This is a genomic window from Pseudomonas sp. Rh2 (assembly GCF_040762985.1).
Lineage (GTDB): Bacteria > Pseudomonadota > Gammaproteobacteria > Pseudomonadales > Pseudomonadaceae > Aquipseudomonas > Aquipseudomonas taiwanensis.
The window spans coordinates 4,289,176-4,313,971 of record NZ_CP142890.1; the positions used below are offsets into that span (position 1 = coordinate 4,289,176).

General features: G+C 54.6%; 22 protein-coding genes, 6 tRNA genes and 1 pseudogene. 5 read left to right on the forward strand and 24 right to left on the reverse strand.

The genetic code is table 11. The features are described from left to right. Nucleotides 1–361: 361 nt before the first annotated feature. From VXM67_RS19530 to VXM67_RS19545, 4 genes are all read right to left on the reverse strand, one after another. Nucleotides 362–1,342, reverse strand: coding sequence for a TerC family protein (locus tag VXM67_RS19530; protein WP_367237324.1), 981 nt, complete (start codon nucleotides 1,340–1,342; stop codon nucleotides 362–364). A gap of 356 nt (nucleotides 1,343–1,698) precedes the next feature. Continuing rightward, nucleotides 1,699–2,157: a DUF3429 domain-containing protein gene (locus VXM67_RS19535; RefSeq protein ID WP_367237325.1), complete on the reverse strand. Its 459-nt coding sequence runs from the start codon at nucleotides 2,155–2,157 to the stop codon at nucleotides 1,699–1,701. Between the two features lie 35 nt (nucleotides 2,158–2,192). Then, nucleotides 2,193–2,753, reverse strand: a complete 561-nt coding sequence (folE, locus tag VXM67_RS19540) for a GTP cyclohydrolase I FolE (protein ID WP_367237326.1) — start codon at nucleotides 2,751–2,753, stop codon at nucleotides 2,193–2,195. Beyond that, nucleotides 2,738–3,151, reverse strand: coding sequence for a thiol-disulfide oxidoreductase DCC family protein (locus VXM67_RS19545; protein ID WP_081735823.1), 414 nt, complete (start codon nucleotides 3,149–3,151; stop codon nucleotides 2,738–2,740). The genes folE and VXM67_RS19545 overlap by 16 nt, the downstream gene beginning before the upstream one ends. A gap of 476 nt (nucleotides 3,152–3,627) precedes the next feature. Between VXM67_RS19545 and VXM67_RS19550 the strand changes: the two genes are divergently transcribed. After that, the gene (locus VXM67_RS19550; RefSeq protein WP_367237718.1) at nucleotides 3,628–3,963 is read left to right on the forward strand and encodes a hypothetical protein; all 336 of its coding nucleotides are present in this window, start codon (nucleotides 3,628–3,630) and stop codon (nucleotides 3,961–3,963) included. A gap of 75 nt (nucleotides 3,964–4,038) precedes the next feature. Next, nucleotides 4,039–6,099 (forward strand): TonB-dependent receptor, encoded by a 2,061-nt coding sequence (locus VXM67_RS19555; protein WP_367237327.1) that lies wholly within the window; start codon nucleotides 4,039–4,041, stop codon nucleotides 6,097–6,099. A 222-nt stretch (nucleotides 6,100–6,321) separates the two neighbouring features. On the opposite strand, the gene VXM67_RS19560 is transcribed toward VXM67_RS19555, so the two are convergent. Next, nucleotides 6,322–7,635, reverse strand: coding sequence for a methyl-accepting chemotaxis protein (locus tag VXM67_RS19560; protein ID WP_367237328.1), 1,314 nt, complete (start codon nucleotides 7,633–7,635; stop codon nucleotides 6,322–6,324). 787 nt (nucleotides 7,636–8,422) lie between these two features. Continuing rightward, nucleotides 8,423–8,859 (reverse strand): annotated as a pseudogene (locus VXM67_RS19565) (LLM class flavin-dependent oxidoreductase); the annotation flags it as partial. Nucleotides 8,860–9,184: 325 nt separating this feature from the next. Here VXM67_RS19565 and VXM67_RS19570 point away from each other — a divergent pair. Beyond that, nucleotides 9,185–9,694: a response regulator gene (locus VXM67_RS19570; RefSeq protein ID WP_367237329.1), complete on the forward strand. Its 510-nt coding sequence runs from the start codon at nucleotides 9,185–9,187 to the stop codon at nucleotides 9,692–9,694. Between the two features lie 32 nt (nucleotides 9,695–9,726). On the opposite strand, the gene VXM67_RS19575 is transcribed toward VXM67_RS19570, so the two are convergent. The 6 genes from VXM67_RS19575 to VXM67_RS19600 form a co-directional block, all read right to left on the reverse strand. Next, entirely contained in the window at nucleotides 9,727–11,352 is a 1,626-nt protein-coding gene (locus VXM67_RS19575) for a methyl-accepting chemotaxis protein (RefSeq protein ID WP_367237330.1), read from the reverse strand. A gap of 647 nt (nucleotides 11,353–11,999) precedes the next feature. Then, nucleotides 12,000–12,365, reverse strand: coding sequence for a histone-like nucleoid-structuring protein, MvaT/MvaU family (locus VXM67_RS19580; RefSeq protein WP_367237331.1), 366 nt, complete (start codon nucleotides 12,363–12,365; stop codon nucleotides 12,000–12,002). A gap of 347 nt (nucleotides 12,366–12,712) precedes the next feature. After that, complete coding sequence (locus VXM67_RS19585; protein ID WP_078479305.1) at nucleotides 12,713–13,297, reverse strand: hypothetical protein; 585 nt, start codon at nucleotides 13,295–13,297, stop codon at nucleotides 12,713–12,715. A gap of 80 nt (nucleotides 13,298–13,377) precedes the next feature. Then, nucleotides 13,378–13,761: a hypothetical protein gene (locus tag VXM67_RS19590; protein WP_367237332.1), complete on the reverse strand. Its 384-nt coding sequence runs from the start codon at nucleotides 13,759–13,761 to the stop codon at nucleotides 13,378–13,380. Nucleotides 13,762–13,763: 2 nt separating this feature from the next. Next, on the reverse strand, nucleotides 13,764–14,234 hold the full coding sequence (locus VXM67_RS19595) for a hypothetical protein (RefSeq protein ID WP_367237719.1): 471 nt from the start codon (nucleotides 14,232–14,234) through the stop codon (nucleotides 13,764–13,766). A gap of 42 nt (nucleotides 14,235–14,276) precedes the next feature. Then, nucleotides 14,277–14,675 (reverse strand): hypothetical protein, encoded by a 399-nt coding sequence (locus VXM67_RS19600; RefSeq protein WP_367237333.1) that lies wholly within the window; start codon nucleotides 14,673–14,675, stop codon nucleotides 14,277–14,279. 144 nt (nucleotides 14,676–14,819) lie between these two features. Here VXM67_RS19600 and VXM67_RS19605 point away from each other — a divergent pair, with 144 nt between their 5' ends. After that, the gene (locus tag VXM67_RS19605) at nucleotides 14,820–15,281 is read left to right on the forward strand and encodes a helix-turn-helix domain-containing protein (RefSeq protein WP_023089457.1); all 462 of its coding nucleotides are present in this window, start codon (nucleotides 14,820–14,822) and stop codon (nucleotides 15,279–15,281) included. Between the two features lie 60 nt (nucleotides 15,282–15,341). On the opposite strand, the gene VXM67_RS19610 is transcribed toward VXM67_RS19605, so the two are convergent. From VXM67_RS19610 to phnN, 3 genes are all read right to left on the reverse strand, one after another. Then, nucleotides 15,342–15,557: a hypothetical protein gene (locus VXM67_RS19610; protein WP_270103327.1), complete on the reverse strand. Its 216-nt coding sequence runs from the start codon at nucleotides 15,555–15,557 to the stop codon at nucleotides 15,342–15,344. A gap of 531 nt (nucleotides 15,558–16,088) precedes the next feature. Continuing rightward, a tRNA-Arg gene (locus tag VXM67_RS19615) sits at nucleotides 16,089–16,160 on the reverse strand. Nucleotides 16,161–16,483: 323 nt separating this feature from the next. After that, on the reverse strand, nucleotides 16,484–17,071 hold the full coding sequence (phnN, locus tag VXM67_RS19620) for a phosphonate metabolism protein/1,5-bisphosphokinase (PRPP-forming) PhnN (RefSeq protein ID WP_023381584.1): 588 nt from the start codon (nucleotides 17,069–17,071) through the stop codon (nucleotides 16,484–16,486). Between the two features lie 346 nt (nucleotides 17,072–17,417). Here phnN and VXM67_RS19625 point away from each other — a divergent pair, with 346 nt between their 5' ends. Continuing rightward, nucleotides 17,418–17,744: an Arc family DNA-binding protein gene (locus VXM67_RS19625; protein WP_003254499.1), complete on the forward strand. Its 327-nt coding sequence runs from the start codon at nucleotides 17,418–17,420 to the stop codon at nucleotides 17,742–17,744. Between the two features lie 90 nt (nucleotides 17,745–17,834). Here VXM67_RS19625 and mgtE read toward each other — a convergent pair whose 3' ends face one another. From mgtE to alaS, 9 genes are all read right to left on the reverse strand, one after another. Then, nucleotides 17,835–19,277, reverse strand: coding sequence for a magnesium transporter (gene mgtE, locus VXM67_RS19630; RefSeq protein WP_023381585.1), 1,443 nt, complete (start codon nucleotides 19,275–19,277; stop codon nucleotides 17,835–17,837). A 426-nt stretch (nucleotides 19,278–19,703) separates the two neighbouring features. Next, a tRNA-Arg gene (locus tag VXM67_RS19635) sits at nucleotides 19,704–19,780 on the reverse strand. A gap of 72 nt (nucleotides 19,781–19,852) precedes the next feature. Next, nucleotides 19,853–19,929 (reverse strand) — tRNA-Arg (locus VXM67_RS19640). Nucleotides 19,930–20,002: 73 nt separating this feature from the next. Continuing rightward, a tRNA-Arg gene (locus VXM67_RS19645) sits at nucleotides 20,003–20,079 on the reverse strand. A gap of 73 nt (nucleotides 20,080–20,152) precedes the next feature. Then, nucleotides 20,153–20,229, reverse strand: a tRNA-Arg gene (locus VXM67_RS19650). Between the two features lie 75 nt (nucleotides 20,230–20,304). After that, a tRNA-Ser gene (locus VXM67_RS19655) sits at nucleotides 20,305–20,395 on the reverse strand. A 72-nt stretch (nucleotides 20,396–20,467) separates the two neighbouring features. After that, nucleotides 20,468–20,656: a carbon storage regulator CsrA gene (gene csrA, locus VXM67_RS19660; RefSeq protein WP_003254503.1), complete on the reverse strand. Its 189-nt coding sequence runs from the start codon at nucleotides 20,654–20,656 to the stop codon at nucleotides 20,468–20,470. A 167-nt stretch (nucleotides 20,657–20,823) separates the two neighbouring features. Beyond that, on the reverse strand, nucleotides 20,824–22,059 hold the full coding sequence (locus VXM67_RS19665) for an aspartate kinase (protein ID WP_023381586.1): 1,236 nt from the start codon (nucleotides 22,057–22,059) through the stop codon (nucleotides 20,824–20,826). A gap of 85 nt (nucleotides 22,060–22,144) precedes the next feature. Further along, nucleotides 22,145–24,769 (reverse strand): alanine--tRNA ligase, encoded by a 2,625-nt coding sequence (gene alaS, locus VXM67_RS19670; RefSeq protein WP_023381587.1) that lies wholly within the window; start codon nucleotides 24,767–24,769, stop codon nucleotides 22,145–22,147. Between the last annotated feature and the right edge of the window lie 27 nt (nucleotides 24,770–24,796).

A 24,796-nucleotide genomic window follows, 5' to 3' on the forward strand; every position in this document is an offset into this window, starting at 1 on the left:
ACTTGTCGTGAGAGAGCCGCCACTCGATAATCCTGGGTTTACCAAAGCTATGATTTGGCATGGGAGAACGGAGCGAGATGAAGGACAACGATGGGTGCGATCAATTCTATTTGAATCATCTCAGCACCGCTGCTTATGACTATGACCGAGGGTTCAGCATTTCACTGCAAGAGCAAACTGAAACCAAATAGCCAGGGCGCTTGTGCTCAAGGAATGTAGACATCCAGCCATTACACGCGGAAGCTTAAGCGGTGTAATGGCTGACGCCCAATCCAAGATCTACAGGTTTACTGCATTGTACTGTAATTCATAACGTTTCCGCGCTTTCCTCTCGCTAAACGCGACGATAAAAGCTAGTCCGTTAAAACTTGACGGGCTCTCTTGTCTTCCAAAGCGACAGCAATACACCGCCAATCAGAAGACCAATTGTAACGCTCAGAGAAATCTCTGCGGGTACTTTGCCCACGATATCGTGAAGGAAAATCTTCGTACCTATGAAGACCAGCACCAAGGCCAAGGCATACTTAAGATAAGCGAAGCGGCTTATCATCGCCGCCAGCGCAAAATACAGCGCCCGCAATCCGAGTATGGCAAAAATGTTAGAGGTATAGACAATGAAGGGATCCTGAGTGATAGCAAAGATTGCGGGAACGCTATCAACAGCGAAGACCAAGTCAGCACACTCAATAAGAATCAAAGCAAGAAATAGCGGTGTTATCCATAACACCTTTTTACCTGAGTCATTGGGCAGCCGCACCAAGAAATTCTGACCATGCAATTCCTTGGTTATGGGCAAATGATTACGGAGATACTTAACGAACCGGTTATTCTCCAGATCAGGCGCATGATCCACACGAGCGAATAGCATCTTTATCCCAGTGAAAACCAAGAAAGCTCCGAAAAAGTAAAGTATCCAGCTGAACTGCGCAATGAGCGCGGCCCCCAGGCCTATCATAATGGCCCTCAAGACGATGACTCCCATAATCCCCCAGAACAGCACTCTATGCTGAAACTCTCTAGGGATGGCCAGGAAGCTAAATATTAATGCGATAACGAATACGTTATCCATCGACAGGGACTTCTCAATCAGGAAACCAGTCACATAGTCCATACTTGCGTCGCTGCCTTTCTGGAAGTAAACCCAAACAGCGAACAGTAGGCCCATGCTGATGTAGCCAGCTGACAGCAGCAAGCTCTCTTTGACGCCAATCTCTCGATTCCCTCGATGGAGAACCCCTAAGTCAAGCGCTAGCAGAGTTAAAACCACAGCAAAAAAGGAAAGCCAGAGCGACAGATCAGTGCCCAGGACATCCTGAGAGAGATACGCATTTAGGGCAGTCATGAGCCCCTCCTATATAGTCGTAGTTCAACAACTATGACTCCGACATGGCGGCTAACTAACCGTCAGAGGGGCCCGGCGTCACACATTAAGACTTTATCCAATCAAACAACCTTGCAAGAGGAGAAATTTTACCAATTATTTCTTCAGCATACTCGGCATTGGATCATCCCGAGCTGCCGAATTACACATCAAAGGTCACTCATTGATGGGCTGCAAAGCCCGCCAAGAGCTAGACCGATTAGTTAGCAAGCGCTTCTGGCAAGCGAAAGCCCTAAAAGCCGTCACGCACAGGGCTGACCTAGTCTAGGTGGTACCGCCTCAATGGTTACCCAGCCGCTGCCATCGGGATAATGAGCTCAATCAAAAAAAGACAGCACAAGCGCACCAATTAGCAAACACACACTTGCGACTATGGTTAAACGTACTCGCATAGGCCAGTACCACCCAGGCAAAATATTGACCAATTTACGATCTTGCCAAAGATGTCCAATGAAGCCGCAGGCTAATACCAAGCTGCCCCATGACACAGGTAACAACATGCTAACCCAACCGATGAGGGCTGGAATAACACTCCACACGAGCCTCTCCTGTCGTCCATTTGCAGACAACTCCTGTAACGTCATAGCGAACCCCCAATGCAAGGCCCCGACAAAACTCAGTATCACAGCCCCATAGCCCACCAAAGCAACAGATAGTGAATCTCGGTAATCAGTCGCTAAACAAATCAGCAGTGCCGCACCAACGAACGGCAGCAAGCCACTATAGCCCAGGACTTTAAAACGACTTGGAGATAACGTATTGAAAACTGCACTCATGGGCACGCCCTTCCTATGCGGCTAGGGGTCATATTTCAAGTATTTCGCCCAATGAGGTTGAGGAATTCGTGCCGGGTAGTCGGGGAGTCTCGGAACTCACCCAGCATTACCGATGAAATCATCACTGAGTTCTGCTTTTCTACACCTCGCATCATCATGCACATGTGCTTGGCCTCGATAACGACGCCAACACCTGCCGCATCAGTCACTTCCTGCATGGCACATGCAATCTGTCTAGTCAAATTCTCTTGAATCTGCAAACGGCGGGCAAACATATCAACTAAACGCGCCACTTTGGAAAGCCCTAATACTCGTCCTGTTGGCAGATAGGACACATGCGCTTTCCCAATAAACGGCAACATGTGATGCTCGCACAATGAGTACAACTCAATATCGCGAACGACCACCATCTCATCATTCTGACTTTCGAACAAAGCGCCATTGACTATCTCAGCTAGGCTCTGGGTATAGCCATTGCATAGATATTGCATCGCTTTGGCAGCACGCTGGGGTGTGTCCAAGAGCCCTTCTCGCTGAGGGTTTTCACCAACGCCAACAAGGATTTCACGATAATGCTCGGCTAGCGAATGTGACATTTGGATTCCTCACCTTTGCAACGTTGCCTACCCTCGGGATGGGGTAACCAGGCCAAATTTGGTCTCAAGCGACAGAAAAACCTGTACAAAACTGAAAGCAAAGGACGTAGCGGACGCCAAGCCAGTGGAGCGGCCCACATCCCAACACCGGCAGCACGCCAGCTCCAAAGGGTAGCGTCCAAGCCTGTTACCCAATGATCGTTCGCGAACCTTGCGTGCAAGCACGATCTCATTTGCTCAATCGACAGGCCAAGAGCTATGGGATCGAAGTCTTCGCCATCGATATCGATCAGGATGAGCTTTGCTGCAGTTGAACGCCTGCGCAGGAAGGCCACCTCCCTGGCGCACAATGGACAGGCACCGTCAAAATAAAGGGTCAAAGGCCACTGGCAATACATGTACAACACCTCAATCTTGTACAGGTTTTGTATAAGTTAGCGGAACCCGCGAAATTAGCAATGGCCGTGATGAGGGATCACCTCGTAAAGCGCCCACTCACTGGAGGCTGGTGGGTTCAGTAGCTTCGGGCGGATGACGGGCTCCGGCTAGAGACGTCAAGCCATAACCGGGATCGAAAGGTAGCTGCTCGGCTGACGGCGCGAGGAGCCTCGCTTTTGTGGCGTCGATTAGCTCAGTGAATTTCTCAAATGGCTGCACGCCCCGACAGTGATTGAGTTGGGCGGCTCGCAGTAACACTGGAGTAGCACATTTGGCGTGTGACGCTTATCGCCGAGCACCTATGAAAAGGTTTTACAGGTTGCGCTGATTCCGGCTTAATGCCGGCGCTCGCCAAGCGGAAAGGATCATGGTCTCGCGCTTCCGTAACCACCTGCTGTTGCTCGCCTGCTTTGCAGTGTTGTTCAACCTGCTGATGATGCCGCTCGACCGTAGTTTGCGTAACGCTCCAGTTGATGAGTCTCTGATCCTGGGCAGCTTCTGCAGCATTCATGGCCTGGAAAGCTTGCCTAAATCCTTGCTGGCACAGATTAAGGTTGACCAGACAGATCTGGCTGATAATGCTCTGGGCAAGGTGCAAAGTGGGGACTGCTGTTGCTGCCATGCCGGCCAGGCCGGTGTATCCGGCGACTACTTCAAGCATCTGTTTCCACGCTTCTGGCCTGATACTGTACTTCTAGGCGATACCCCGCTCCTTCCCCTACCTCGCCATCAGCGGCCTAGTCTAAATCCTCGCGCCTCCCCCCTGGTTTAAGCAGTCACTCAATCCAGAACGTGCTCGCGTTTGAGCGAGTCCGGTCGTATTCGACTTTTACCAGGAACATACGTCATGCCTGCGTATTGCAATTCCGCACGCGCTATATTGCCCGTGCTCGCCATCACCAGCGCCTTTACCGTCAGTCCACTTTCGACTGCAACTGCCGATACCCTGCCGCCCGAAAGCTCCACCCTGACTCTGGGTGCCGTGAACATTTCAGGATCTAGCACTGGCCCCCTGGCCACCAGCAGCGTACTCAGTTCAGTCGACATTCTCGGTGGCGACATCCTTGAAAAAATGCCCGTTACCTACAGCTGGGAGCTGTTCAACCGGGCACCTGGCGTGATGCTCACCGAGTTCAACCAAGGCACCACCTCCGGAAAAATCTCGTTTCGGGGATTCAATGGAGAGGGTGAGGTTAACGCAGTGAAGCTGCTGATTGACGGCATCCCGAGCAACACGAATGACGGCAACATGGCCTTCATCGATTCGGTGTTCCCCATGGACATCGACAGCATAGAGATCGTCCGTGGCACCAGTGACGCTCGCTACGGGCTGAATAACATCGCTGGCAACGTCAACATCAATACTCGTATAGGCGGTAACTACAACAAGGCACGACTGCGCTATGGCAGCTTCAATACCCGTGAAGTCCAAATGGCCAAGGGCATCGAGACCAGCAACTGGACGCAGAACTACTTCTTCGCTCGACAACAGGTAGATGGCTATAGAGACCATGCTGACACCGAACGCTACAGCTTCGGTGGCAAGTGGTTTTACACCCCTGATGACAACGGCTATCGCTTGGGATTGATCGCTAGGCACTACGAGGCCGAAGCAGATGAGGCTGGATACCTGACAGAAGACAATGCCCGGCATCACCCTCGCATGAGCAACCCGTATAACGCCACGGATAAGGGTACGCGGCGTATGAATCAGGTCAGCCTGCACTTCGACACTGATCTGGCTGACACGCTGTCCTGGTCAGCCAAGACCTATGTGAACACCTTCGATGACCGCCGCTGGACGCGATACTGGAGCACCAGCTCGCAGCAAGAGCGTGACGCCTACGAGACCCAGTACGGCGCTATCACCTCTTTGACTTGGCGACCCGAGGTTGACTGGTTGCACGCCTTCGCCCTAGAGGGTGGTAGCGATGTGCAGAAACAGGAAAATCGCAGCGAGCGCTACAACACCATCAACCGGGTGCGGCAGAACCAGACTCGCGACCAGGATTTCGACTTCAATACCGTTGGGGCCTATATGCAGGCCGAAATCGAGCCCTTTGAGTCGCTGAAGATTGTCCCGGCCTACCGCGTCGACAAGATCAGCGGCGATTTCACCAACAAGCTCACCGACCAAGATTACGACATTAACGACTATGGCCTGATCAAACAGCCGAAGCTCAGTGTCGTATACTCCCCCTGGAAGTTTGCGAGTTTTTATGCGAACTGGGGCCGCACTTTCCAAGTAGGCACAGGTGCAGCTGCCTATAAGGTACCGCCGCGTAACGAAGACCTTGATCCATCGATCAACGAAGGCTGGGAGACCGGCATCAAGTTTACGCCAGTCAGCTGGATGGACGGTCGCGTTGCCTACTGGCAACAAGATGCATCGGGTGAAGTCAGCCGACGTCTGAACGACCCCAGTGGCGACTCCGATAATGTGGGGGAAACACGACGGTGGGGCTATGACCTGCAGGTCAACCTCCACCCGGACGAACGCACTGAAATGTGGATGTCCTACTCCTGGCAGTATTCAAAAATCCTTGAGCCCAGCAGTGCGTTACCACAGAGCAAAGGCAGGGAGATCGACCATGTGCCGCATCATCTGTGGAATACTGGTATCAGCTACCAGGCTACCCCGATGCTTCAACTATCTGCGTGGGCAAACGGACAAACCAATTACTACCTAGAGAGAGAGAACACTCAAGGCACTTATGGTGGTTACGTACTCATGAACATCGGGGCCACCTATAAGTTGAGTGAGTCGATGAGCGTGGATCTTCAGTTGAAAAATCTAACCAATCGCTACTACGAGTACGCTTGGTATGACCCCGATGGCGCTAAAAACTCGCTACACTCGCCAGGCGATGGCCGGGCCCTGTATGCAGGGGTGACGCTCGATTTTTAACAATCAAAAACCTTCGGCCTGTACGAGTGGAGACTCTGTTTGATCGGTCAGCCCTGCGGGGAAACGCTCCGCTGGCCTCCTGTCGAATCCACTCAAAGGAGGCAGCACGGCAACGACGTGAAGTGCTAAAAACTTTACAGGCACTGGCCATGACAGATGGACATTCGCAGTCCGTCCATCTGTGATGGCGCACCTCAATTCAGTACCGTAAGAGATACAGGTCTATTTCACCTCGTTAGCAAAACGCCCAACAGCTTCCACTACTTGCTTTGCTCCATTTTGAATCTCGAGGATAACCGTGCCCGCCTCGTTGGCGAGTACCAAACCCTCCTCGGCTTTCGCACGACTGCTGAACATCTGGGCGACGGCCTTATCAGCGAGCTCCTGGTTTTGCTGAACGACGTTCACAATCTCTTCGGTCGCCGAGCTGGTATGGCCTGCAAGCTTTCGGACTTCATCGGCAACCACAGCGAAGCCCCGTCCCTGCTCTCCGGCACGTGCCGCTTCAATCGCCGCATTCAAGGCAAGAAGGTTAGTCTGCGACGCAATACCGCCAATGGTTTGAACGATTGAGCTGATCAACGCAGATTGCTTACCGAGTGCCTCGATGCTGTCGGTTGCGAGCTTCATTTGCTCAGCGATACTTCGCATCGTGCCTACCGTTCGCGTTACCACGACAGCGCCGTGCTCGGCACTTGAATCCGTTCGTTGCGAGACATCAAAAGCAACGCCGGCAGCATCTTTAACTTCTTGTTCTCTAGCTACCTGCTCGGTAACCACACTCGCAAATTTCACGACCTTAGCTAGGTTGCCCTCGGTGTCATGCACAGGGTTGTAGGTTGCCTCCAGCCAAATATCGTTGCCATGCCCGTCGACTCGCTTGAAGCGATTCGCGACGTACTCACCACGGTTGAGTGTCTTCCAGAAACTTACGTACTCATCGGATGCCGCTTCTTGCGCGGAACAGAACATGCGATGGTGTTTGCCTACTATCTGGCCCAGTGAGTAGCCCATGGCATCGAGGAACTGTTTGTTCGCCGTGATGACGGTGCCATCCAATTTAAATTCAATGACAGCTGTTGACCTAACCAGCGCTTCAATCAGAGCCTGGTTCTCCTTGGCCTCCTCAACGGTACGAGTAATCTCACTGCCGTAGCCCTGGACATGAGCCAAGCTCCCGTCTTGATTTCGAACAGGAAGCCAGTAGATTTTCAACCATGCCAGAGTACCGTCAGCCCGCAGGTAGCGATATTCGTCATTGACGGGTTCGAATCGCGCCACAGCTTGGTTGAAGGCGTGGAAGCAAGGGAGATTTTTGACGTAAGGCGGAACGATCTCCGAAAGCGGACGGCCATGCAGACTGTCGCTCGAGTACCCCAGGGTTTCTAAGAAAATTCGATTGACTGCACAGATCCGGAACTGAGCATCAAGTCTTATGGAAAGCATCCCTCTGTCCATTTGCTCGACCTGCTGACGTAGCAGATGTAGCTCCGCACTCTGCTCCTGCAGCGTTTTTTTTAGTTTGCGGTTGAACAATTTTAGGCTCCACACGTGCTGAATCAGCAATTATCGACACAGGCCACTTTTTCTTGAGCGGCCAGTCAGTTTTTGATCGGGTTGGGAGGGTGGTGCGCAGACAGCTCTGTGATTTCCAGGCTCTGACACAAGAGAGCCTCTAGAGGCGCAGTTGCCCTCACCGGGAGGAGGACTGATGTGAAGTGGAACCGCCGAAAATCGAAGATCTCGCTGCGATTGCAGATCAGGAAGGCAACGAAGGCTGAGTATTTTGGCTCAAGAAAATGGCCCAGGTTTCATATGAGTGTTGATGCCATCGGACAGCATCGTCCCAGAGGACACCGTTGATTTCGCCCCGAGAAATTAGGTGCCTGAGCCTGGAATCTTAAGCATCCAATTCGAGGAGATGCCTATGAGCGGTGTACCGAAAATCGTCGTTGCTTAGCATTGGACTGATGTCCTGAAGGGCTGGCTCGAGGATACGTGCCGATGTCCCTGTGCATCATTATGACATCAAAGCAAATGGGTAGTTCTGATCTCATCGCACATCTTACGCTCCCTGCAGTGAAAGCAGCCGGCGAAGGCTATCTCAGGACGGATACCGAGCTATCCAGGAGACTTTTACCCAGAAGCGGCTGGTCGAGTAACCACTCAGGCTCCTTGTTTAGCTGTTCGCTGGGCCATCGCAACACACGATGACAGAGCCTGTGTCATAGATTCCCCTAGCCCCGAGTCGAACGCCTCCTCAGTAGGCCACACCGGTAGTGACCATCCCGAGGCTTGGCTATCCGATCATAGGATTTTCATATCAACGATCCCGAAAACAAGCCCCATAGGCGGATGGCGGTAGCCCCGACTAGAGCCGTCAGTCCTCAGCCGAGATCGAAAAGTGCCGGTTTGCGGCTGAGTGCGATAGAGGCCTCGTTTTTGGAGCGCTGGCACGACCAGCTCGGCGAAATCCTCAAGCGTGCCAGGGCTTGTGAGCGGGTTAAGCATGTAGCCACTGGTGCCCGAGATGCGAGCATGCTCCTCGACTCGATCAGCAATTTGTTCGGGCGTACCTACCAAGATCAGATCAGTACCTCGTGTGACGTTGGCAAAGCGCTGCCTCACATCACCCGCTGTCAGCGGCTTACCGCTTCCATCAGGACGCATCATGTAGGAAGTCAGGCCTTCAGTGTGAGTTGAGAGCACATCGCTATCCGCATAGCGGCTAGGGTCGATGCCTGTGTCACCTGCATAACTGAATAAGCTTGTGCTATCGCGCTATAAAAGCCATAGCCGACCGGCTATCCAGATACGAACGGAATTGAACTCGCCAACTTGATCATATAGTCAGGAAAACTGAAGTCCAGGCTTTGCCATAACCCCGCAGCAGTTCTTGAAGCCACGCCAATCATCCAGGAGAATAGCGAGCACTTCCACCGATCAGTGCTGTATTGCCCCCTGATGATCAAGTGAATTTTTTGTACAGTTCACATGTCGTATGCGTGACGAGCTGTCCACGATACGTTGAAGCGGCAAGTGGATTCAGATTTTTGTAACCGTAGCTATATGTTCGAGTGCTAGTATGAAAGACTTTCTTCCAGTAGAGGAGATACACCGCCCTAACGTCCTCATTGTGGAGGACGAACCAACGCTTCGGGAGTTACTGACACTACTGATGGAAGATTGGGGTGCTGCGGTTACAGCCGTAAGCACTGCCGATGAAGCCCGTGAGCAGCTAAGAAAACCAGGCTGGCGCTTAGTGCTCACTGATGTGCAGACGCCCGGCTCGCTCACCGGAGTGGACATTGCCTGGATTACCAACGAGGAACACCCTGATGCCAAAATTATTGTCATGAGTGGATACTACGAGTTTGAAATCAAGTCTCTACCTGATCTCGCTATATTTCTGCCAAAGCCCTGGCAGGTTACAAAGTTAGAAGAGTTAGTTTCGGCACACCTTGGCACCCCAAACAGAGCTTACAACTTGGAAAATCCCCCAAAGCAACACATGACAACGCACAAGAAAACAGAACCACAAACCATACTTACACCTGCACCCCTGCGCGAAATTATAAAAAAGCATCCCTGCTAAAATAAATCCAAAAACAAATATAGACCTAGAGCTTAAAGCCTGAAGTCCTGGACTACACGATTTAAGCCGACAGCAAGGCTGGACACTTCCCCGCTAGCACTCGCCGTCTGGCTCGCACCCGCTGCGGTTTGAGTAGACAAATCACGAATACTTGTGAGGTTTCGATCAATCTCTCGTGCCACCTGCGCCTGCTCTTCTGAAGCAGTCGCAATCAAAATATTACGTTCGTTGATCATAGTGATCGACTGGGATATTTCCTCTAGCGACTCACTAGCCAGCTGTGCTACAGAGGTAGATTCATCAGCCATTTTCTGACTTTCGACCATAGCCTTAACAGCCTGAAGCGAATCGTCCTGGATAGAGCCAATCATTTGCTCAATTTCTTGAGTGGATTGTTGAGTACGATGGGCCAGAGCCCTAACCTCATCTGCAACTACTGCAAAGCCTCTACCTTGCTCCCCAGCCCTTGCGGCCTCAATTGCGGCATTCAACGCCAGTAAGTTGGTTTGTTCAGCGATGGCTCTAATCACTTCGATGACTTTACTGATGTCTTGAGCTCGCGAAGAAAGCGTTTGGATCTGCTCACCCGTAGACTCAACATAGGAGGATAGCGCTTGTATAGCTCCTAAAGTTCTCTTAACATTTTCGAGCCCAGATTTGGTGAGTTGTTGAGCTCGCCCGGATGCATCAGCGGCTTCCGCAGCATTGACGGCCACTTCATCAACTGCGACACTCATCTCATTGACAGCGGTGGCAGCTTGGTTGACTTCATCGTTTTGCTTGACCAACCCTCGACTACTTTCTTCAGTGACCGCCGCCATTTCTTCAGCAGCCGAAGCAAGTTGCGTTGAGCTATCGGAAATATGGGTCAATGTGTCTTTTAAGTTATTTTGCATTTGAGAGATAGCAGCCAGCATCGCAGCTGCCTCGTCTCGACCTGAAACCTTGAAAGTCTGCGATAGATCCTTATTCGCGATAACCTTGGCAATTGAAAGCGCTTCGTCCAGAGGCTGAGTCACACTTCGCACCAGCATGTAACCCAAAACAATTGTAAGCGTCACCACGGCCAAAAGCAGACCATAGATTGTGACTAATCCGCTATGATAGATTTCACCTGTTAACACCCCCGCTGCTTTTGCTCCTTGATCATTGTAATCCATCAAATCAGAAATTTGATCAACGAGACTATTGGTAAGGGGGCGGATAGTCGAACTAATCAACGCAGAAGCAGCCGCATTGTCACCAGAGAGGAGCATTGGCTCTAACTGGTTCAGGAAACCTTCATAACGATCAGCGCTCGCCCTGACCTTATCGTACAGTGACTGCTCTTCAGGACTCGCTACCACAGACTCATATTTTCTTATGAGGCTTGTGAATTCCCGCCGATAGTCCGGAAAAGTTTTCACTGTCTGATCACGAACTACAGGATCATTCGTAGTAGTTGCTCGAAGACTTTCCAACCTTAGCCTAAGAACGCTTGAGTTTATAAGCCCAGCTAGCCGAATGCTGGCCATCCAATTTGTTTCAACATCTTGCTCTGCTTGACGAAGCCTCTCCAACTTATTAGCAGAAAGTAGCCCCATCATAACAACCACAGCGACAATAATTGCAAAAATAAGCGCCGCACGCGGCCCTATTTTAATATCACGAAACTTCATATAAACCTCTGTCCTACACACCAGTCTATGCTTATCGGCTGAATCGTTTAACTCTTTAGGCTTAAGGAAAAATTTTTGAGATGAATAGTTCTCCTTCTCATCTTTGTGGCTGAGACTATCTATCCACGCATCTGAATGATCTTCTGGTCGGGGTACCAGGCAATCACCTCGCCGGCACAATAACGTCCTTTGGGGTCGTGGTCTCGAAATCTCCGTAATCACGCAGTGATTTCCAATGTGAACGATAGCCGCTTAACGCCTGGGTCAAAGCATGGGGGGTTGGGTATGGCCTAGCTATTTAGCGTGCCGTTGAATGAGCCGTAGATCCTAGTATTTAAACGCTTCCCGCAAGCTAGATAAGCTTAACGCCCTTACGCAATCTCTACTCACATCCAAAACGGCAAAAGGTTCGATGAGTAAGGTAGACGAAGAAGATTGGCTGTCCAGACGCTCGACCCGGTCGCGATCTACTTGAATTCCAGGCGAAAAAAAACCGCCAACAGGGGCGGTTCATAAGGTACTGCTCGGGGTCTCCGGCTCTCCACGACGAGATTTAGGTTGTCGTTAAAGAGGTCTTTTCCTCACAGAGGTTTTGTCGCCGGACACTTAGGCTGCGGATCGCAGCCATTCCGCTAAAGGTGCGGAGATTACTGACGCCACGACTCCACAGTCTCGGCGCCATGCTCGGCTTTCCAGGTTTTGAGGATGGCATGGTTACCGCCCTTGGTCTGGATCACTTCGCCGTTGTGCGGGTTCTTGTAAGTCTTAACTTCACGTGGCTTACGAGTCGCTTTCTCCTGAGAAACTGGAGCTGCAGCACGACTGCGAGCTTGAGGGTCAAGAATGCTGATCACCTCACGCAGGCTGAAACCGTACTCACCAAGCAGGGCACGGAGTTTGTTTTCAAACTCCATTTCAGCCTGGATTGCACCGTCATTTTTCATCGCTTCCAATTCTGCGAGCTGCTGAGCAAGCTGGAGTTCAAGGCGGCGGAATTCTGCAAGACGAGACATGGGGGGGTGTTCCTTGGGGGCTATGATCGGGCCAGATTACAGAAATTGTCGAAGAATGTCTTAACCATCTCAGGTCAAGCTTGCCCAAAAAATCTTTGACGAGGTGAAGCGACTCGACTTCTAAGACAATTGCTGTAACGCATTTCCTGGAATGTAACAACGCCAATGTTACATTCCAAAAACTACGTTACAAGCCCTATAAACAAGGGGTTTGACACCAAACGGCAAGCGGAGCGCGCAGGCCAAGGATGGCCGCAGGCGTGAGGATGGAAGCCCGGAGGGCCGTGACCGGCAAGCCGGGCACGGTTTACGACAGCCGCCCCTCTGAAGGAGGGCTCGCCCAATGGTCAGCGATGCATTTTGCTGAACCGCTCAACAAGCTTTGCAGGTGCAATCGACTGCCAGGTGTCCAATACCGTTGTTTTGTAGAACAGATTTATCCCTACTCCCACAAAAAACGCTGCAATCATACAAGCAAGAGCGAATGCATAACGCGTCACATCACCCGCATACTCAGCAAATCCATTTACAGAACTATAATGATATCCATCAACCAGGGTGCCTAATCCAAAGAACAAAGCTACCCATGCCAAAACAAAAGCCACTGCTGAGATCACCGCTCCATTCGCCCAAATACCCAGCTGGGAGGTGTACTTTAGGCTAGGCTGCTCGAGCACTTTCCCGCTAGCGGTCTTTGCGGCGTATATAAAGCCTGTATTTTTTTGTTTATTCTTAGATTTCTGAACAAGCCCGTAAAACTCGTACTGCCCGCCATTTTCCAGATCTTCGTAGATACGAGTAGGCATCCGAAAATTAGGAATGAGAACGTCATCTATTTTCATGATGACTTGCACATTATCTGAGAAGCTCTCAAAAACTCGTATGTCTTCCAGGCAGCCAGAAAATTTCAGGTATTCAAACTTAATAAACACTTACAGCTCCTTGCTCGGGCCCAAATTTCAGGCAGGGGGAGGCCTTGGGCACACCTTGGCGTGCTCAGGCTCGATCTAAATCAGTGCAGCTGTGTATTGGGGAAACGGTCTCCAACAAGGCGGCAAAAATCCCTCAGGCTCCGGCGCCCAACATCACGGCGAAAAGTAGCCACGACGTACTTGGAGTTCATGGTCGTGATCACCCAGAACCTACCTTCTTTCTTAATAGCCACGATGTTGGATGTCTGGATCAGATGCCCATCAGCAAACCGACCATGAGGCCCTTGCCGAACGTGCCCAAAAACCACGCCAACGGCACTCAGTCGATGAATGTGGACATTCACCAGAAACGCGGTGATCTCGCCCTCATACCGCTGGCCTACAGCCCGAGCGATCCGCAGCAGATCGAAATCGCTGTAGCGCTTAACGTGGAAGTCGACCGCTACCGTGTTGTCCTCTGTCATGCCTACGCCCTCCGGGGCTCTGATGCAGCACTGGCCTGAGCCATACCCCGTCGATACAGCTCTTTGACGTCGTTCAGGGAGTCGGCACCGAAACCAGCCTCATGCGTATCGACGTACACAGCACCACCTTCTACTTCCAGAACACAGACGACCACACCAGCTTGGTTGTGTCCCATGGAGAGCGACATGAGCTTCTCCATCTTCCAACCGGCATCCTTGTTCATCCAGCTCGGGGTAACGGCTTGGACTTCATGCACAACGAGATCTTCATCCTGAGCAACCAGCAGCTCGACGAGACGCATCTCATCGTTGAGCATCTCTTCGTAGGCAACGAACCGATCCTCATGCCGGCGCTTGAGGCTGACGTGATACCAGTGAGTGGCCAGAGACCGGGTGACTGCATGAAAGTGAGCAAGGCCGTCCCCAAACATACCGACAGGGCCAGCCTGGTCTTGCGTGCTAATGCGGAACATCATGGATCTCATCTGGGCAAGCCCACATATGGGGCCTGCGGGTCAACATAAGCCGAAAATTGTCTTCAGCGAGGCGGTCTGCTCACGACCAGGGCCAACCAAGACGTACACGGTGTTGCGCGTTTCAAACATGCACACGCTGTCGTAGGTCTTGCACAGCGTCGAGCGCACCCAACCCCCTGGTGGGAATCGGCCCTCGCTGTCGTAGTTGACGCAATGGGAGTACAGGAACATCGGCTGCAGGCCTAGAGACCTGACTCTGTCCAGCGACTCCTGTGGCTCGTCAACGTGGAAGATGAGCCAGTCCTCAACCAAGCAATACGGCCTGCGAGGAAAGCGTTCGGCAAGCAGTGCCTCAATTTCGGGTTGGGACAGCGACGTCCCAGCGGAAGAGACGTGCCCTTCCTGGAGCAGCTCGTGCTCTACGGAGCTATCAGTCACCAATTACCTCGGTATTCAAAACGACGAGGTGATGTGCGAACGGGAACGTAGCGGCAGATCGCCGTTCGACTCACTCAAACCAATATATCTGTTTGAGCGAGCCTAGGCAAACAAGGCATACCGTCTCCTTTTGCGGAGGCAGAAATGCCCCTACGCCACTCTCTCGCCGCCGTGCTCCAGTCGCTCCGAACGCAGCAAGGCCTGTCTCAACAGGAGATCTCTGGCCTTCTTCGTCAGCAAACGATCAGCGAACTGGAAGCGGCTAGCTTCACGGCCACCATCGATACCGTGAGGGATCTGGCCATTTCGCTGGGCATCAGCCCAGCTACCCTGTTCGCCATGGTCATTGCAGCGGAAAACCAACAGACGACTCACCAGGTACTGATCGATGCAATCGTGGAAGCAGAGGCATTGGGCAGAGCCAACGAGATTATGGAACGGCAGCCTCGCGAGATTGAGCATCCGCGAGTAACTGCTGCTAGAGAGAAGTGGAAGGCAGTGCAGGCGCTGAAAAAAGACGGCCTCACCCAGGCTGAGGTGGCGCGTGCTCTAGGGTATTCAAAGGGCACTGTGTGGCGGCTCTGGGAGCGGGAGCCTGGTAGCTAAGTCTCAAACCTCGTCAACACAGCGCGTGCACTGACGCACTTCGTCGTCGACTGCATAGGCCTAGGGTTTGCGGACAAAATGCTTCAACCTCTCCCGCGCCTCCAACACTTGCTCACGTATCTCTTCAGGGTCGATGGACATGCGGCCCCCTGGCGTCACCTTGAGAGTCTTGAGGCTGTTCACCGCTTCGATGAACTCACGCTCACGTTGCTTTTCCCACTCGGGGCGACGGTCGGGGTTGATGGCGTTCCAGATACGAGACAGAAGCTTCAACATGATTCTTATGCTTACCGTTGCCAGTTTTGACCCGATCATACGTTACCGGTAGAGGTCTTTGACGAACTTCAGAATTTCCTGACGCGCCTGGGCGATCAAGGCGTCACACTCCGTTATGCGACTCGGCAAGTCCTACAGAAAACCTCTCTCCCTCAACAAGAACTGCAGCTTGTCGGGCAGGTGCTTTACATAGTGGGGTTCAGTGAAGGGGAAGCGCCCGATGAGATCGCCCTACCAAGAAAAATCAGCTTCTGGTAACGCCTAATTTCAGCCACCTGCAACGATGGCTGTTTAAGCGGCCTTAGGGGTAGCCAGGGCAACTTTCGTCATTGGGCCGGGTAGGGATGGCCCACAGGCGATCCACACCGATCACCGCCAGCGTGGAACAACCTGATGAAAAGCCCATCAACAAAAAAGCCACCCTGTGGTGGCTTTCATGCTCTGCCTCGCGGCGAATTCAGAAATGGTGCTTGGATGCACCAAGCGTTCAGCTACAAGTATGAGTCAGGGCGCTCAGTGCTTGAGAGGATGCGTCCCCTGCTGGAATCGAACCAGCATCTAGCCCTTAGGAGGGGCTTGTTCTATCCGTTAAACTAAGGAGACATCAAGCGGCGTATCTTACGTAAAACCAGGGACTTAGGAAAGCTTACCCTCTCTCCACTCCCCATGGACATCCCACCTTTTGATCTCTTGCTCAAAGCGCGAGGACTGGTAGGCTCAATAGGAGTCTACGTCCTACCCCAGATAAGAACCTGCAACCTTCCCCTTAGGAGGGGGATGCTCTATCCAATTGAGCTACTGAGACACAAGAGCCGGCAGCGAGCGCTACACGGCAGGACGGCAAACATGTTAACCAGCGCAATGCCGTTTGTCATGTCTCTGTCGGGCTTTTTGCACGTAGGCGATTTCCGATGTTGGCAAAACGCTTAGTCCAGCAGGCGCTCTTGTCTCAAAAGCGCCAGCAGCCCTTCGACGGCCATTTCCAGCGAAGTGGAGTTATCCAGCACATGCACACCCGGCTCCTGCCCGGTCTGCAACTGGGCATTGCGCGCCAAGCGCTGCTCGACCTCTTCCGACGTTTCACGCCCCCTGGCTAGCAAACGCTGGCGCAACACCTCTGGCCGCACGGCAATGCATACCGCCACCATGTCGGGGTAACGCTGCCGCGCCAAAGGCAGGTAGGCGCGCGAACCATTGACCAGCACATGCCGGCCCTCACTGAGCCATTGGTCCACTTGCGACGGAATACCGTAATCCAGACCATTGGCTCGCCAATGCATGGCGAACGCTCCAGCCTTGCGCATCTCCTCGAAGCGCTCGGACGTGACACCGTGCGCCGCCTCGCCCTTGGACTCAGCAGATCGCGTGATGACCCGACGGGCAATTTCCACCCCAGCGGCGGTCAATTGCGCACGCGATGCATCGATCAGGGAATCTTTTCCTGAACCTGATGGTCCTACCAGGTAGATCAGGCGGCCTGAGGGAGTATTGCGGGCGCTTGCGTCATGTTGCATAGCCACTATGCTCAATGTAGGAAACCCGCGCATTCTAGGTGTTTTCCCGACCCTTTGCTGCGATTTACCAGTTTTTGACGGCAAAGGTCTGACGGTGTGGCGTGCCGGTACATGCAAAACTTTTCAAACCAGTGCTCATTTCTGATAATTGGTACTGGCAAAAAGCCTTTATCCGGCTCACTATTTGTCACAGAATTGACGCCAAGGAAACGGCGACCTTGAGGCAAGATGAGCACCCAATTTTTCACGACGGTTGAACATTTTGTCGTCGCCACGGTCGTACTTCCACCCCGTGCGGCCAATTTGAGAACCGCTTCCCCTGAACCAAAAAATCCGGTCAATTTATATGCGCCCAATGAAACAGGCTATCTATTCGAGCCGCACCGCTGACAAGTTTGTCGTCCGCCTGCCAGACGGAATGCGTGAGCGCATTGCCGAGGTAGCGCGCAACCACCACCGCAGCATGAACTCTGAAATCATCGCTCGCCTGGAACAAAGCCTTATCCAGGAAGGTGCGCTGGGCGACGAGCTAAGCATGCGCCTGGACAGCCCTGAACTGTCCCTGCATGAGCGCGAGTTGCTGCAACGCTTCCGCCAGCTCTCCCACCGCCAGCAGAATGCGCTGGTCGCCCTCATCGCTCACGATGTGGAAATGGCTGCCGACGCCTCCTGAGGCTTCGAGCAAGCATTAAAAAGCCAGCGTAAGCTGGCTTTTTTTTGCGTCGCCATGGGCTGCCTAAATCAGCCCATCGGCAACCCCTTCCTACATCAGGAACAGCGTTGCCAATCCCAGGAAAATGAAGAAGCCACCACTGTCGGTTACCGCAGTGATCATCACGCTAGAGCCCATGGCAGGGTCGCGCCCCAGACGGGTCAGGGTCATCGGGATCAACACCCCCATCAGCGCTGCCAGTAACAGGTTCAGGGTCATTGCCGCGGTCATCACCAACCCCAGCGACCAACTGCCATATAGCCAGAAGGCAACCGCCCCGATCACGCCGCCCCAGATCAGGCCATTGAGCAGAGAGACCGCCAATTCCTTGCGCATCAAGCGCGCGGTGTTGCCCGGAGACACCTGATCGAGCGCCATGGCCCGCACGATCATGGTGATGGTCTGGTTACCGGAGTTACCGCCAATGCCTGCCACGATCGGCATCAGCGCCGCCAGCGCAACCAGCTTTTCAATCGAGCCTTCGAACAGACCGATCACGCGGGACGCCAGAAACGCCGTGATCAGGTTGATCGCCAACCAAGCCCAGCGGTTGCGCAGCGAGCGCCAGACCGAGGCGAAGATATCTTCCTCTTCGCGCAGACCGGCCATGTTCAGCACTTCGCTTTCGCTCTCCTCACGGATCAGGTCGACCATCTCGTCAATGGTCAGACGACCGATCAAACGGTCGCTCTTGTCCACCACCGGAGCGGAAACCAAATCGTAACGTTCGAAAGCCTGGGCCGCGTCGTAGGCGTCTTCCTCAGGGTTGAAGGACACGGGGTCAGTCGCCATGACCTCCGCCACCTTTTTCTCCGGGTCGTTGACCAAAAGACGCTTGATGGGCAATACGCCTTTGAGTTTGCCGTCATAGTCGACCACGAACAGCTTGTCCGTGTGGTTCGGCAGCTCCTTGAGCCGGCGCAGGTAACGCAGCACCACTTCCAGGCTGACGTCTTCGCGGATGGTGACCATCTCGAAGTCCATCAGCGCGCCGACCTGCTCTTCGTCGTAGCTCAGTGCCGAGCGTACGCGCTCACGCTGCTGGGCATCGAGGCTTTCCATGAGCTCGTGAATGACGTCTCGCGGCAACTCTGGGGCCAGGTCGGCCAGCTCGTCGGCATCCATCTCCTTGGCGGCAGCCAACAGCTCGTGATCGTCCATATCGGCGATCAGGGTTTGCCGCACGGCGTCGGAGACTTCAAGAAGAATGTCGCCATCGCGATCCGAGCGCACCAGCTGCCAAACCGTCAGACGGTCTTCCAGTGGCAATGCTTCGAGGATGTATGCAATGTCGGCAGGGTGCAGGTCGTCGAGCTTGCGTTGCAGCTCAACCAGGTTCTGACGGTGGACGAGGTTTTCCACCAGGTCATGGTGGTGACCTTCCTGGCGGTGCGTCAGGTCTTCGACCACTCGTTGGCGCTGCAGCAGCTCGACCACCTGGGCCAGGCGATCCTGCAGGCTCTCTTGGCCTTTTTTTACTTCTACTTCAGTCATAGGCGAACTCCACTCCCAGCAGCGGAGCACGCCGGGAGAATCAATCGGTCAGATCTTTCTGTATGAATCTTCTTAAGGAGTAACTACTGGGTAAGTCCATGGTGGTATTCCACAAGCCCCGGCGGGGCTGACGGGCGCAATCATACACTGCCTAAGCTGTCAGATCGCTTAAATTTTTGGCCAGAACAATCGTTTGCGCGATAAAGCTAGGACAACGCTCGAAGCTATCAGTGCGACGGCTGCTCTGACGTTAAAAGCACATTTATCATGCGCCTGTAGGCTTTCAGTTCGTGAAGGGACTGGGCTGCTGCGCAACCCATCGCCGGCAAGCCGACCCTTACCCGAAAGCTTAGTTGCACATTGCTGACAATTCAGCGACAACGAAAAACAAAAAGCCCGCTCGATTTGAGCGGGCTTCTTGATGTATGGCGGACTCAGGAGGATTCGAACCTCCGACCGCTCGGTTCGTAGCCGAGTACTCTATCCAGCTGAGCTATGAGTCCGTGATGGTAGTTTTAGACCAGATTACCACTGGTTGACTGAAGCCGCTTTGGTAAACAAAGCCACTTCAAAAGTGGCGGACTCAGGAGGATTCGAACCTCCGACCGCTCGGTTCGTAGCCGAGTACTCTATCCAGCTGAGCTATGAGTCCGTAGATGGTAGTTTTAGACCAGATTACCACTGGTTGACTGAAGCCGCCTTGGCAAGCAAAGCCACTTCAAAAGTGGCGGACTCAGGAGGATTCGAACCTCCGACCGCTCGGTTCGTAGCCGAGTACTCTATCCAGCTGAGCTATGAGTCCGTAGATGGTAGTTTTAGACCAGGTTACCACTGGTTGATTGAAGTCACCCTGACACACAAAGCCACTTCAAAAATGGCGGACTCAGGAGGATTCGAACCTCCGACCGCTCGGTTCGTAGCCGAGTACTCTATCCAGCTGAGCTATGAGTCCGTGTCTTGCTGCGCATGCTAGGTCGCTGAACGATCTGGCTGAAGCCTGATCAGCTACAGCGCCCTAAGCGAATAATGGCGGTGAAGGGGGGATTCGAACCCCCGATACCCTTATGAGGTATACTCCCTTAGCAGGGGAGCGCCTTCGGCCACTCGGCCACCTCACCGCAACACGAGGCGAATATTAAACAGGCTCTTCCTCGTTTGCAACCCTTTTTTTTGAAAAAACTTCAAAAAAATTAAAGGCTTGGCTCCTCGTCCTTCTCTTTCTTGATCCGCAGGTAGATTTCTTCGCGGTGAACGGCCACTTCTTTAGGGGCGCTGACGCCGATACGCACCTGGTTTCCTTTGACGCCGAGCACCGTCACGGTGATCTCGCCGTCTCCAATGATCAGGCTCTCGGCGCACCGACGAGTCAGAATCAACATAGCTTTCTCCTTACGCAAAACATTCAGGGATAACAGTCATTGGTATCAAGGCCGGTTCGAGGACATGCGACACGGCCTTTGGTTGAGCGCTGCGCAGGCAGAACAGGGGCTGCTCAACGCTCAGAAACGCGAAGGGCGCGGCAAGCCGCGCCCCTCCAGGCAGCGCCTTACTCGCCCTGTCGGGCAGGAGCGTCGAGCTCGAACGCGGTGTGCAGCGCGCGAACGGCCAGCTCCAGGTACTTCTCTTCGATCACCACCGAAACCTTGATTTCGGAAGTGGAGATCATCTGGATGTTGATGCTCTCTTTTGCCAGGGCTTCGAACATGCGGCTGGCGACGCCTGCGTGCGAGCGCATGCCAACGCCGACGATCGAGACCTTGGCGATCTTGGTGTCGCCGATCACTTCACGGGCACCGATTTCGCGAGCGGTGTTTTCCAGCACGCTATGGGCCTTCTCGTACTCATTGCGGTGTACGGTGAAGGTGAAGTCGGTGGTGTTATCGTGCGAGACGTTCTGCACGATCATGTCGACTTCGATGTTCGAAGCGCTGATCGGGCCGAGGATCTTGAAGGCAACGCCCGGGGTATCCGGCACGCCGCGGATGGTCAGCTTGGCCTCATCACGGTTGAAGGCGATACCGGAAATGATCGGCTGTTCCATGGATTCCTCTTCATCAATGGTAATGAGGGTACCTGGACCCTCCTTGAAGCTGTGCAGCACGCGCAGCGGAACGTTGTACTTGCCGGCGAACTCCACCGAACGAATCTGCAGCACCTTGGAACCGAGGCTGGCCATTTCCAGCATCTCTTCGAAGGTGATCTTCTCCAGGCGCTGGGCCTGCGGCACGACGCGCGGGTCGGTGGTGTAGACACCATCGACATCGGTGTAGATCTGGCACTCGTCAGCCTTCAGGGCAGCCGCCAGGGCTACGCCGGTGGTGTCGGAGCCACCACGGCCGAGGGTGGTGATGTTGCCGTGCTCGTCGACGCCCTGGAAGCCCGCGACCACCACTACACGCCCTTCCTTGAGGTCGGCGCGAATCTTCTGGTCGTCGATCTGCAGGATGCGCGCCTTGTTGTGCGCACTGTCGGTGAGGATACGCACCTGGTTGCCGGTGTAGGACACCGCTGGCACACCACGCTTGATCAAGGCCATGGTCAGCAAGGCAATGGTGACCTGCTCGCCGGTCGACACGATCACGTCCAGCTCACGCGGAACCGGCTGATCGGTGATCTGCTTGGCCAGGTCGATCAGGCGATTGGTTTCACCACTCATGGCCGAGAGCACAACCACCAGGTCATCGCCCGCCTCACGGTGTTTCTTGACCTTTTCGGCTACCTGCTCGATCCGCTCGATGGAACCGACAGAGGTGCCGCCAAATTTCTGTACGATCAACGCCATTTCAATGGTGCCTCAGCCCATACAGGGCCCCAAAAAAACCATCCAACATGCAGGGGCGGCCGACTAGACCAGCCGCCCCCGCATCTCAAAGTCCCTGCTCTGCGAATGGCACGGCCAGCGCCAGGGCCTGGTCCAGTGCCGCGACGTCGACGCCGCCACCCTGTGCCATGTCCGGACGGCCACCGCCCTTGCCACCCACTGCCGCAGCGGCTTGTTTCATCAGGTCGCCAGCCTTGAGTTGGCTGGAGAGGTCCTTGGTCACGCCGGCCACCAGCACGACCTTGCCCTCATGCTCGCTGCCCAGCAGGATCACTGCGTGGCCGAGCTTGTTCTTCAACTGATCGACCAGGGTCAGCAAGGCCTTGCCATCCTGCCCGTCCAGGCGGGCGGCGAGCACCTTGGCGCCCTTGACCTCAACAGCCGCGTTGGAGAGATCGTCCCCGGCGGCGCTGGCGGCCTTGGCCTGCAGCTGCTCCAGCTGCTTTTCCAGCTGACGGTTGCGCTCGAGCACAGCCGACAGCTTGTCGATCAGGTTGTCGCGGTTACCTTTGACCAGTTGCGCGGCTTCCTTTACCTGCTCTTCGGCAGCGTTCAGGTAAGCCAGCGCTGCTTCGCCGGTGACCGCTTCGATGCGGCGCACGCCCGAGGCCACGCCGCCTTCGCTGATGATCTTGAACAGACTGATATCGCCGGTGCGCTTGGCGTGGATACCGCCGCACAGCTCGACCGAGAAATCGCCACCCATGCTCAGCACGCGCACGGTATCGCCGTACTTCTCGCCGAACAGGGCCATGGCGCCCTTGCGCTTGGCGGTTTCGATATCGGTCAGCTCGGTTTCCACCGCGGTGTTCTTGCGCACTTCGCGGTTGACGATGTCTTCCAGGGCCTTGATCTGCTCCGGCTTCACCGCTTCGAAGTGGCTGAAGTCAAAACGCAGGCGCTGGCTGTCGACCAGCGAGCCTTTCTGCTGCACATGATCGCCCAGCACCTGGCGCAGCGCTTCGTGCAGCAGGTGGGTAGCCGAGTGGTTCAGCGAGGTTGCGTGCTGCACATCGGCATCGACCTTGGCCGCCACAGCAGCGCCGACGCTCAGATTACCGCTGGCAACCACGCCATGGTGCAGGAACGCACCACCGGTCTTGGTAGTATCACGCACGTCGAAGCGCACGCCACCGGCCTGCAGGTAGCCGGTGTCACCGACCTGGCCACCGGATTCGGCGTAGAACGGGGTACGGTCCAGAATCACCACGCCCTGCTCACCTTCGGCCAACTGCTCGACGGCCTGGCCGTCCTTGTACAGTGCGATGACCTTGCCCTGCCCTTCGGTGGCCTCGTAGCCAAGGAACTCGGTGGCGGTGTCGACCTTGACCAAGCTGTTGTAGTCCATGCCGAAGGCGCTGGCGGAGCGGGCACGCTCACGCTGGGCCTCCATTTCGCGCTCGAAGCCAGCTTCGTCGATGGTCAGCTCGCGCTCACGTGCGATGTCGCCGGTCAGGTCCATGGGGAAGCCATAGGTGTCGTACAGCTTGAACACCACGTCGCCCGGAACCACGTTACCCTTGAGTTGGGCCAGATCCTGCTCGAGGATGCGCAACCCTTGCTCCAGGGTCTTGGCGAACTGTTCTTCTTCAGCCTTGAGCACGCGCTCGATGTGCGCCTGCTGGGTCTTGAGCTCGGGGAACGCCTCGCCCATCTCGGCCACCAGTGCGGCGACGATCTGATAGAAGAAGCTGCCCTTGGCGCCCAGCTTGTTACCGTGGCGGCAGGCGCGACGAATGATGCGGCGTAGCACGTAGCCACGGCCTTCGTTGGATGGCAGCACGCCGTCGGCAATCAGGAAGCCGCAGGAACGGATGTGGTCGGCGACCACCTTAAGCGACGCCTGCGCATCGTTGCTGCAACCGATGGCCTTGGCCGCGGCCGCCAGCAGGTTCTGGAACAGGTCGATCTCGTAGTTCGAGTGCACGTGCTGCATGACCGCACTGATACGCTCCAGGCCCATGCCGGTGTCGACCGACGGTGCTGGCAGCGGGTGCAGTACGCCATCGGCGGTGCGGTTGAACTGCATGAAGACGTTGTTCCAGATCTCGATGTAACGGTCGCCGTCTTCCTCCGGGGAACCGGGTGGGCCACCCCAGATGTCCGGGCCGTGGTCGTAGAAGATTTCGGTGCACGGGCCGCACGGGCCAGTGTCGCCCATGGTCCAGAAGTTGTCGGAAGCGTAGGGGGCGCCTTTGTTGTCACCGATGCGAACCATGCGCTCGGCCGGCACGCCGACTTCCTTGGTCCAGATGTCGTAGGCTTCGTCGTCGCTGGCGTAGACAGTGACCCAGAGCTTTTCCTTCGGCAGGTTCAGCCACTTCTCGGAGGTCAGGAAGGTCCAGGCGAAGGTGATGGCATCGCGCTTGAAGTAGTCGCCGAAGCTGAAGTTGCCCAGCATCTCGAAGAAGGTGTGGTGACGCGCGGTGTAACCGACGTTTTCCAGGTCGTTGTGCTTGCCGCCGGCGCGCACGCACTTCTGGCTGCTGACCGCACGGGTGTAGGCGCGCTTTTCCTGGCCGAGGAAGCAGTCCTTGAACTGGTTCATACCGGCGTTGGTAAACAGCAGGGTCGGGTCATTGCCCGGAATCAGGGAGCTGGAGGCAACTCGGGTGTGTCCCTGCTCTTCGAAGAAGCGAAGGAAGGCTTCACGGATTTCTGCGCTTTTCATAGGTTCTTCCACGGAAACGGCGGCCCT

Coding starts and splice junctions, on each gene's coding strand:
- VXM67_RS19595 (WP_367237719.1), bottom strand. CDS start 14,234: ATGTTCCGCATTAGCACGCAAGACCAGGCTGGCCCTGTCGGTATGTTT.
- VXM67_RS19590 (WP_367237332.1), bottom strand. CDS start 13,761: ATGACAGAGGACAACACGGTAGCGGTCGACTTCCACGTTAAGCGCTAC.
- phnN (WP_023381584.1), bottom strand. CDS start 17,071: ATGCAACATGACGCAAGCGCCCGCAATACTCCCTCAGGCCGCCTGATC.
- VXM67_RS19575 (WP_367237330.1), bottom strand. CDS start 11,352: ATGAAGTTTCGTGATATTAAAATAGGGCCGCGTGCGGCGCTTATTTTT.
- alaS (WP_023381587.1), bottom strand. CDS start 24,769: ATGAAAAGCGCAGAAATCCGTGAAGCCTTCCTTCGCTTCTTCGAAGAG.
- VXM67_RS19535 (WP_367237325.1), bottom strand. CDS start 2,157: ATGAGTGCAGTTTTCAATACGTTATCTCCAAGTCGTTTTAAAGTCCTG.
- folE (WP_367237326.1), bottom strand. CDS start 2,753: ATGTCACATTCGCTAGCCGAGCATTATCGTGAAATCCTTGTTGGCGTT.
- mgtE (WP_023381585.1), bottom strand. CDS start 19,277: ATGACTGAAGTAGAAGTAAAAAAAGGCCAAGAGAGCCTGCAGGATCGC.
- VXM67_RS19570 (WP_367237329.1), top strand. CDS start 9,185: ATGAAAGACTTTCTTCCAGTAGAGGAGATACACCGCCCTAACGTCCTC.
- VXM67_RS19550 (WP_367237718.1), top strand. CDS start 3,628: ATGCCGCTCGACCGTAGTTTGCGTAACGCTCCAGTTGATGAGTCTCTG.
- VXM67_RS19610 (WP_270103327.1), bottom strand. CDS start 15,557: ATGTTGAAGCTTCTGTCTCGTATCTGGAACGCCATCAACCCCGACCGT.
- VXM67_RS19545 (WP_081735823.1), bottom strand. CDS start 3,151: ATGTATTGCCAGTGGCCTTTGACCCTTTATTTTGACGGTGCCTGTCCA.
- VXM67_RS19625 (WP_003254499.1), top strand. CDS start 17,418: ATGCGCCCAATGAAACAGGCTATCTATTCGAGCCGCACCGCTGACAAG.
- VXM67_RS19605 (WP_023089457.1), top strand. CDS start 14,820: ATGCCCCTACGCCACTCTCTCGCCGCCGTGCTCCAGTCGCTCCGAACG.
- VXM67_RS19555 (WP_367237327.1), top strand. CDS start 4,039: ATGCCTGCGTATTGCAATTCCGCACGCGCTATATTGCCCGTGCTCGCC.
- csrA (WP_003254503.1), bottom strand. CDS start 20,656: ATGTTGATTCTGACTCGTCGGTGCGCCGAGAGCCTGATCATTGGAGAC.
- VXM67_RS19580 (WP_367237331.1), bottom strand. CDS start 12,365: ATGTCTCGTCTTGCAGAATTCCGCCGCCTTGAACTCCAGCTTGCTCAG.
- VXM67_RS19530 (WP_367237324.1), bottom strand. CDS start 1,342: ATGACTGCCCTAAATGCGTATCTCTCTCAGGATGTCCTGGGCACTGAT.
- VXM67_RS19665 (WP_023381586.1), bottom strand. CDS start 22,059: ATGGCGTTGATCGTACAGAAATTTGGCGGCACCTCTGTCGGTTCCATC.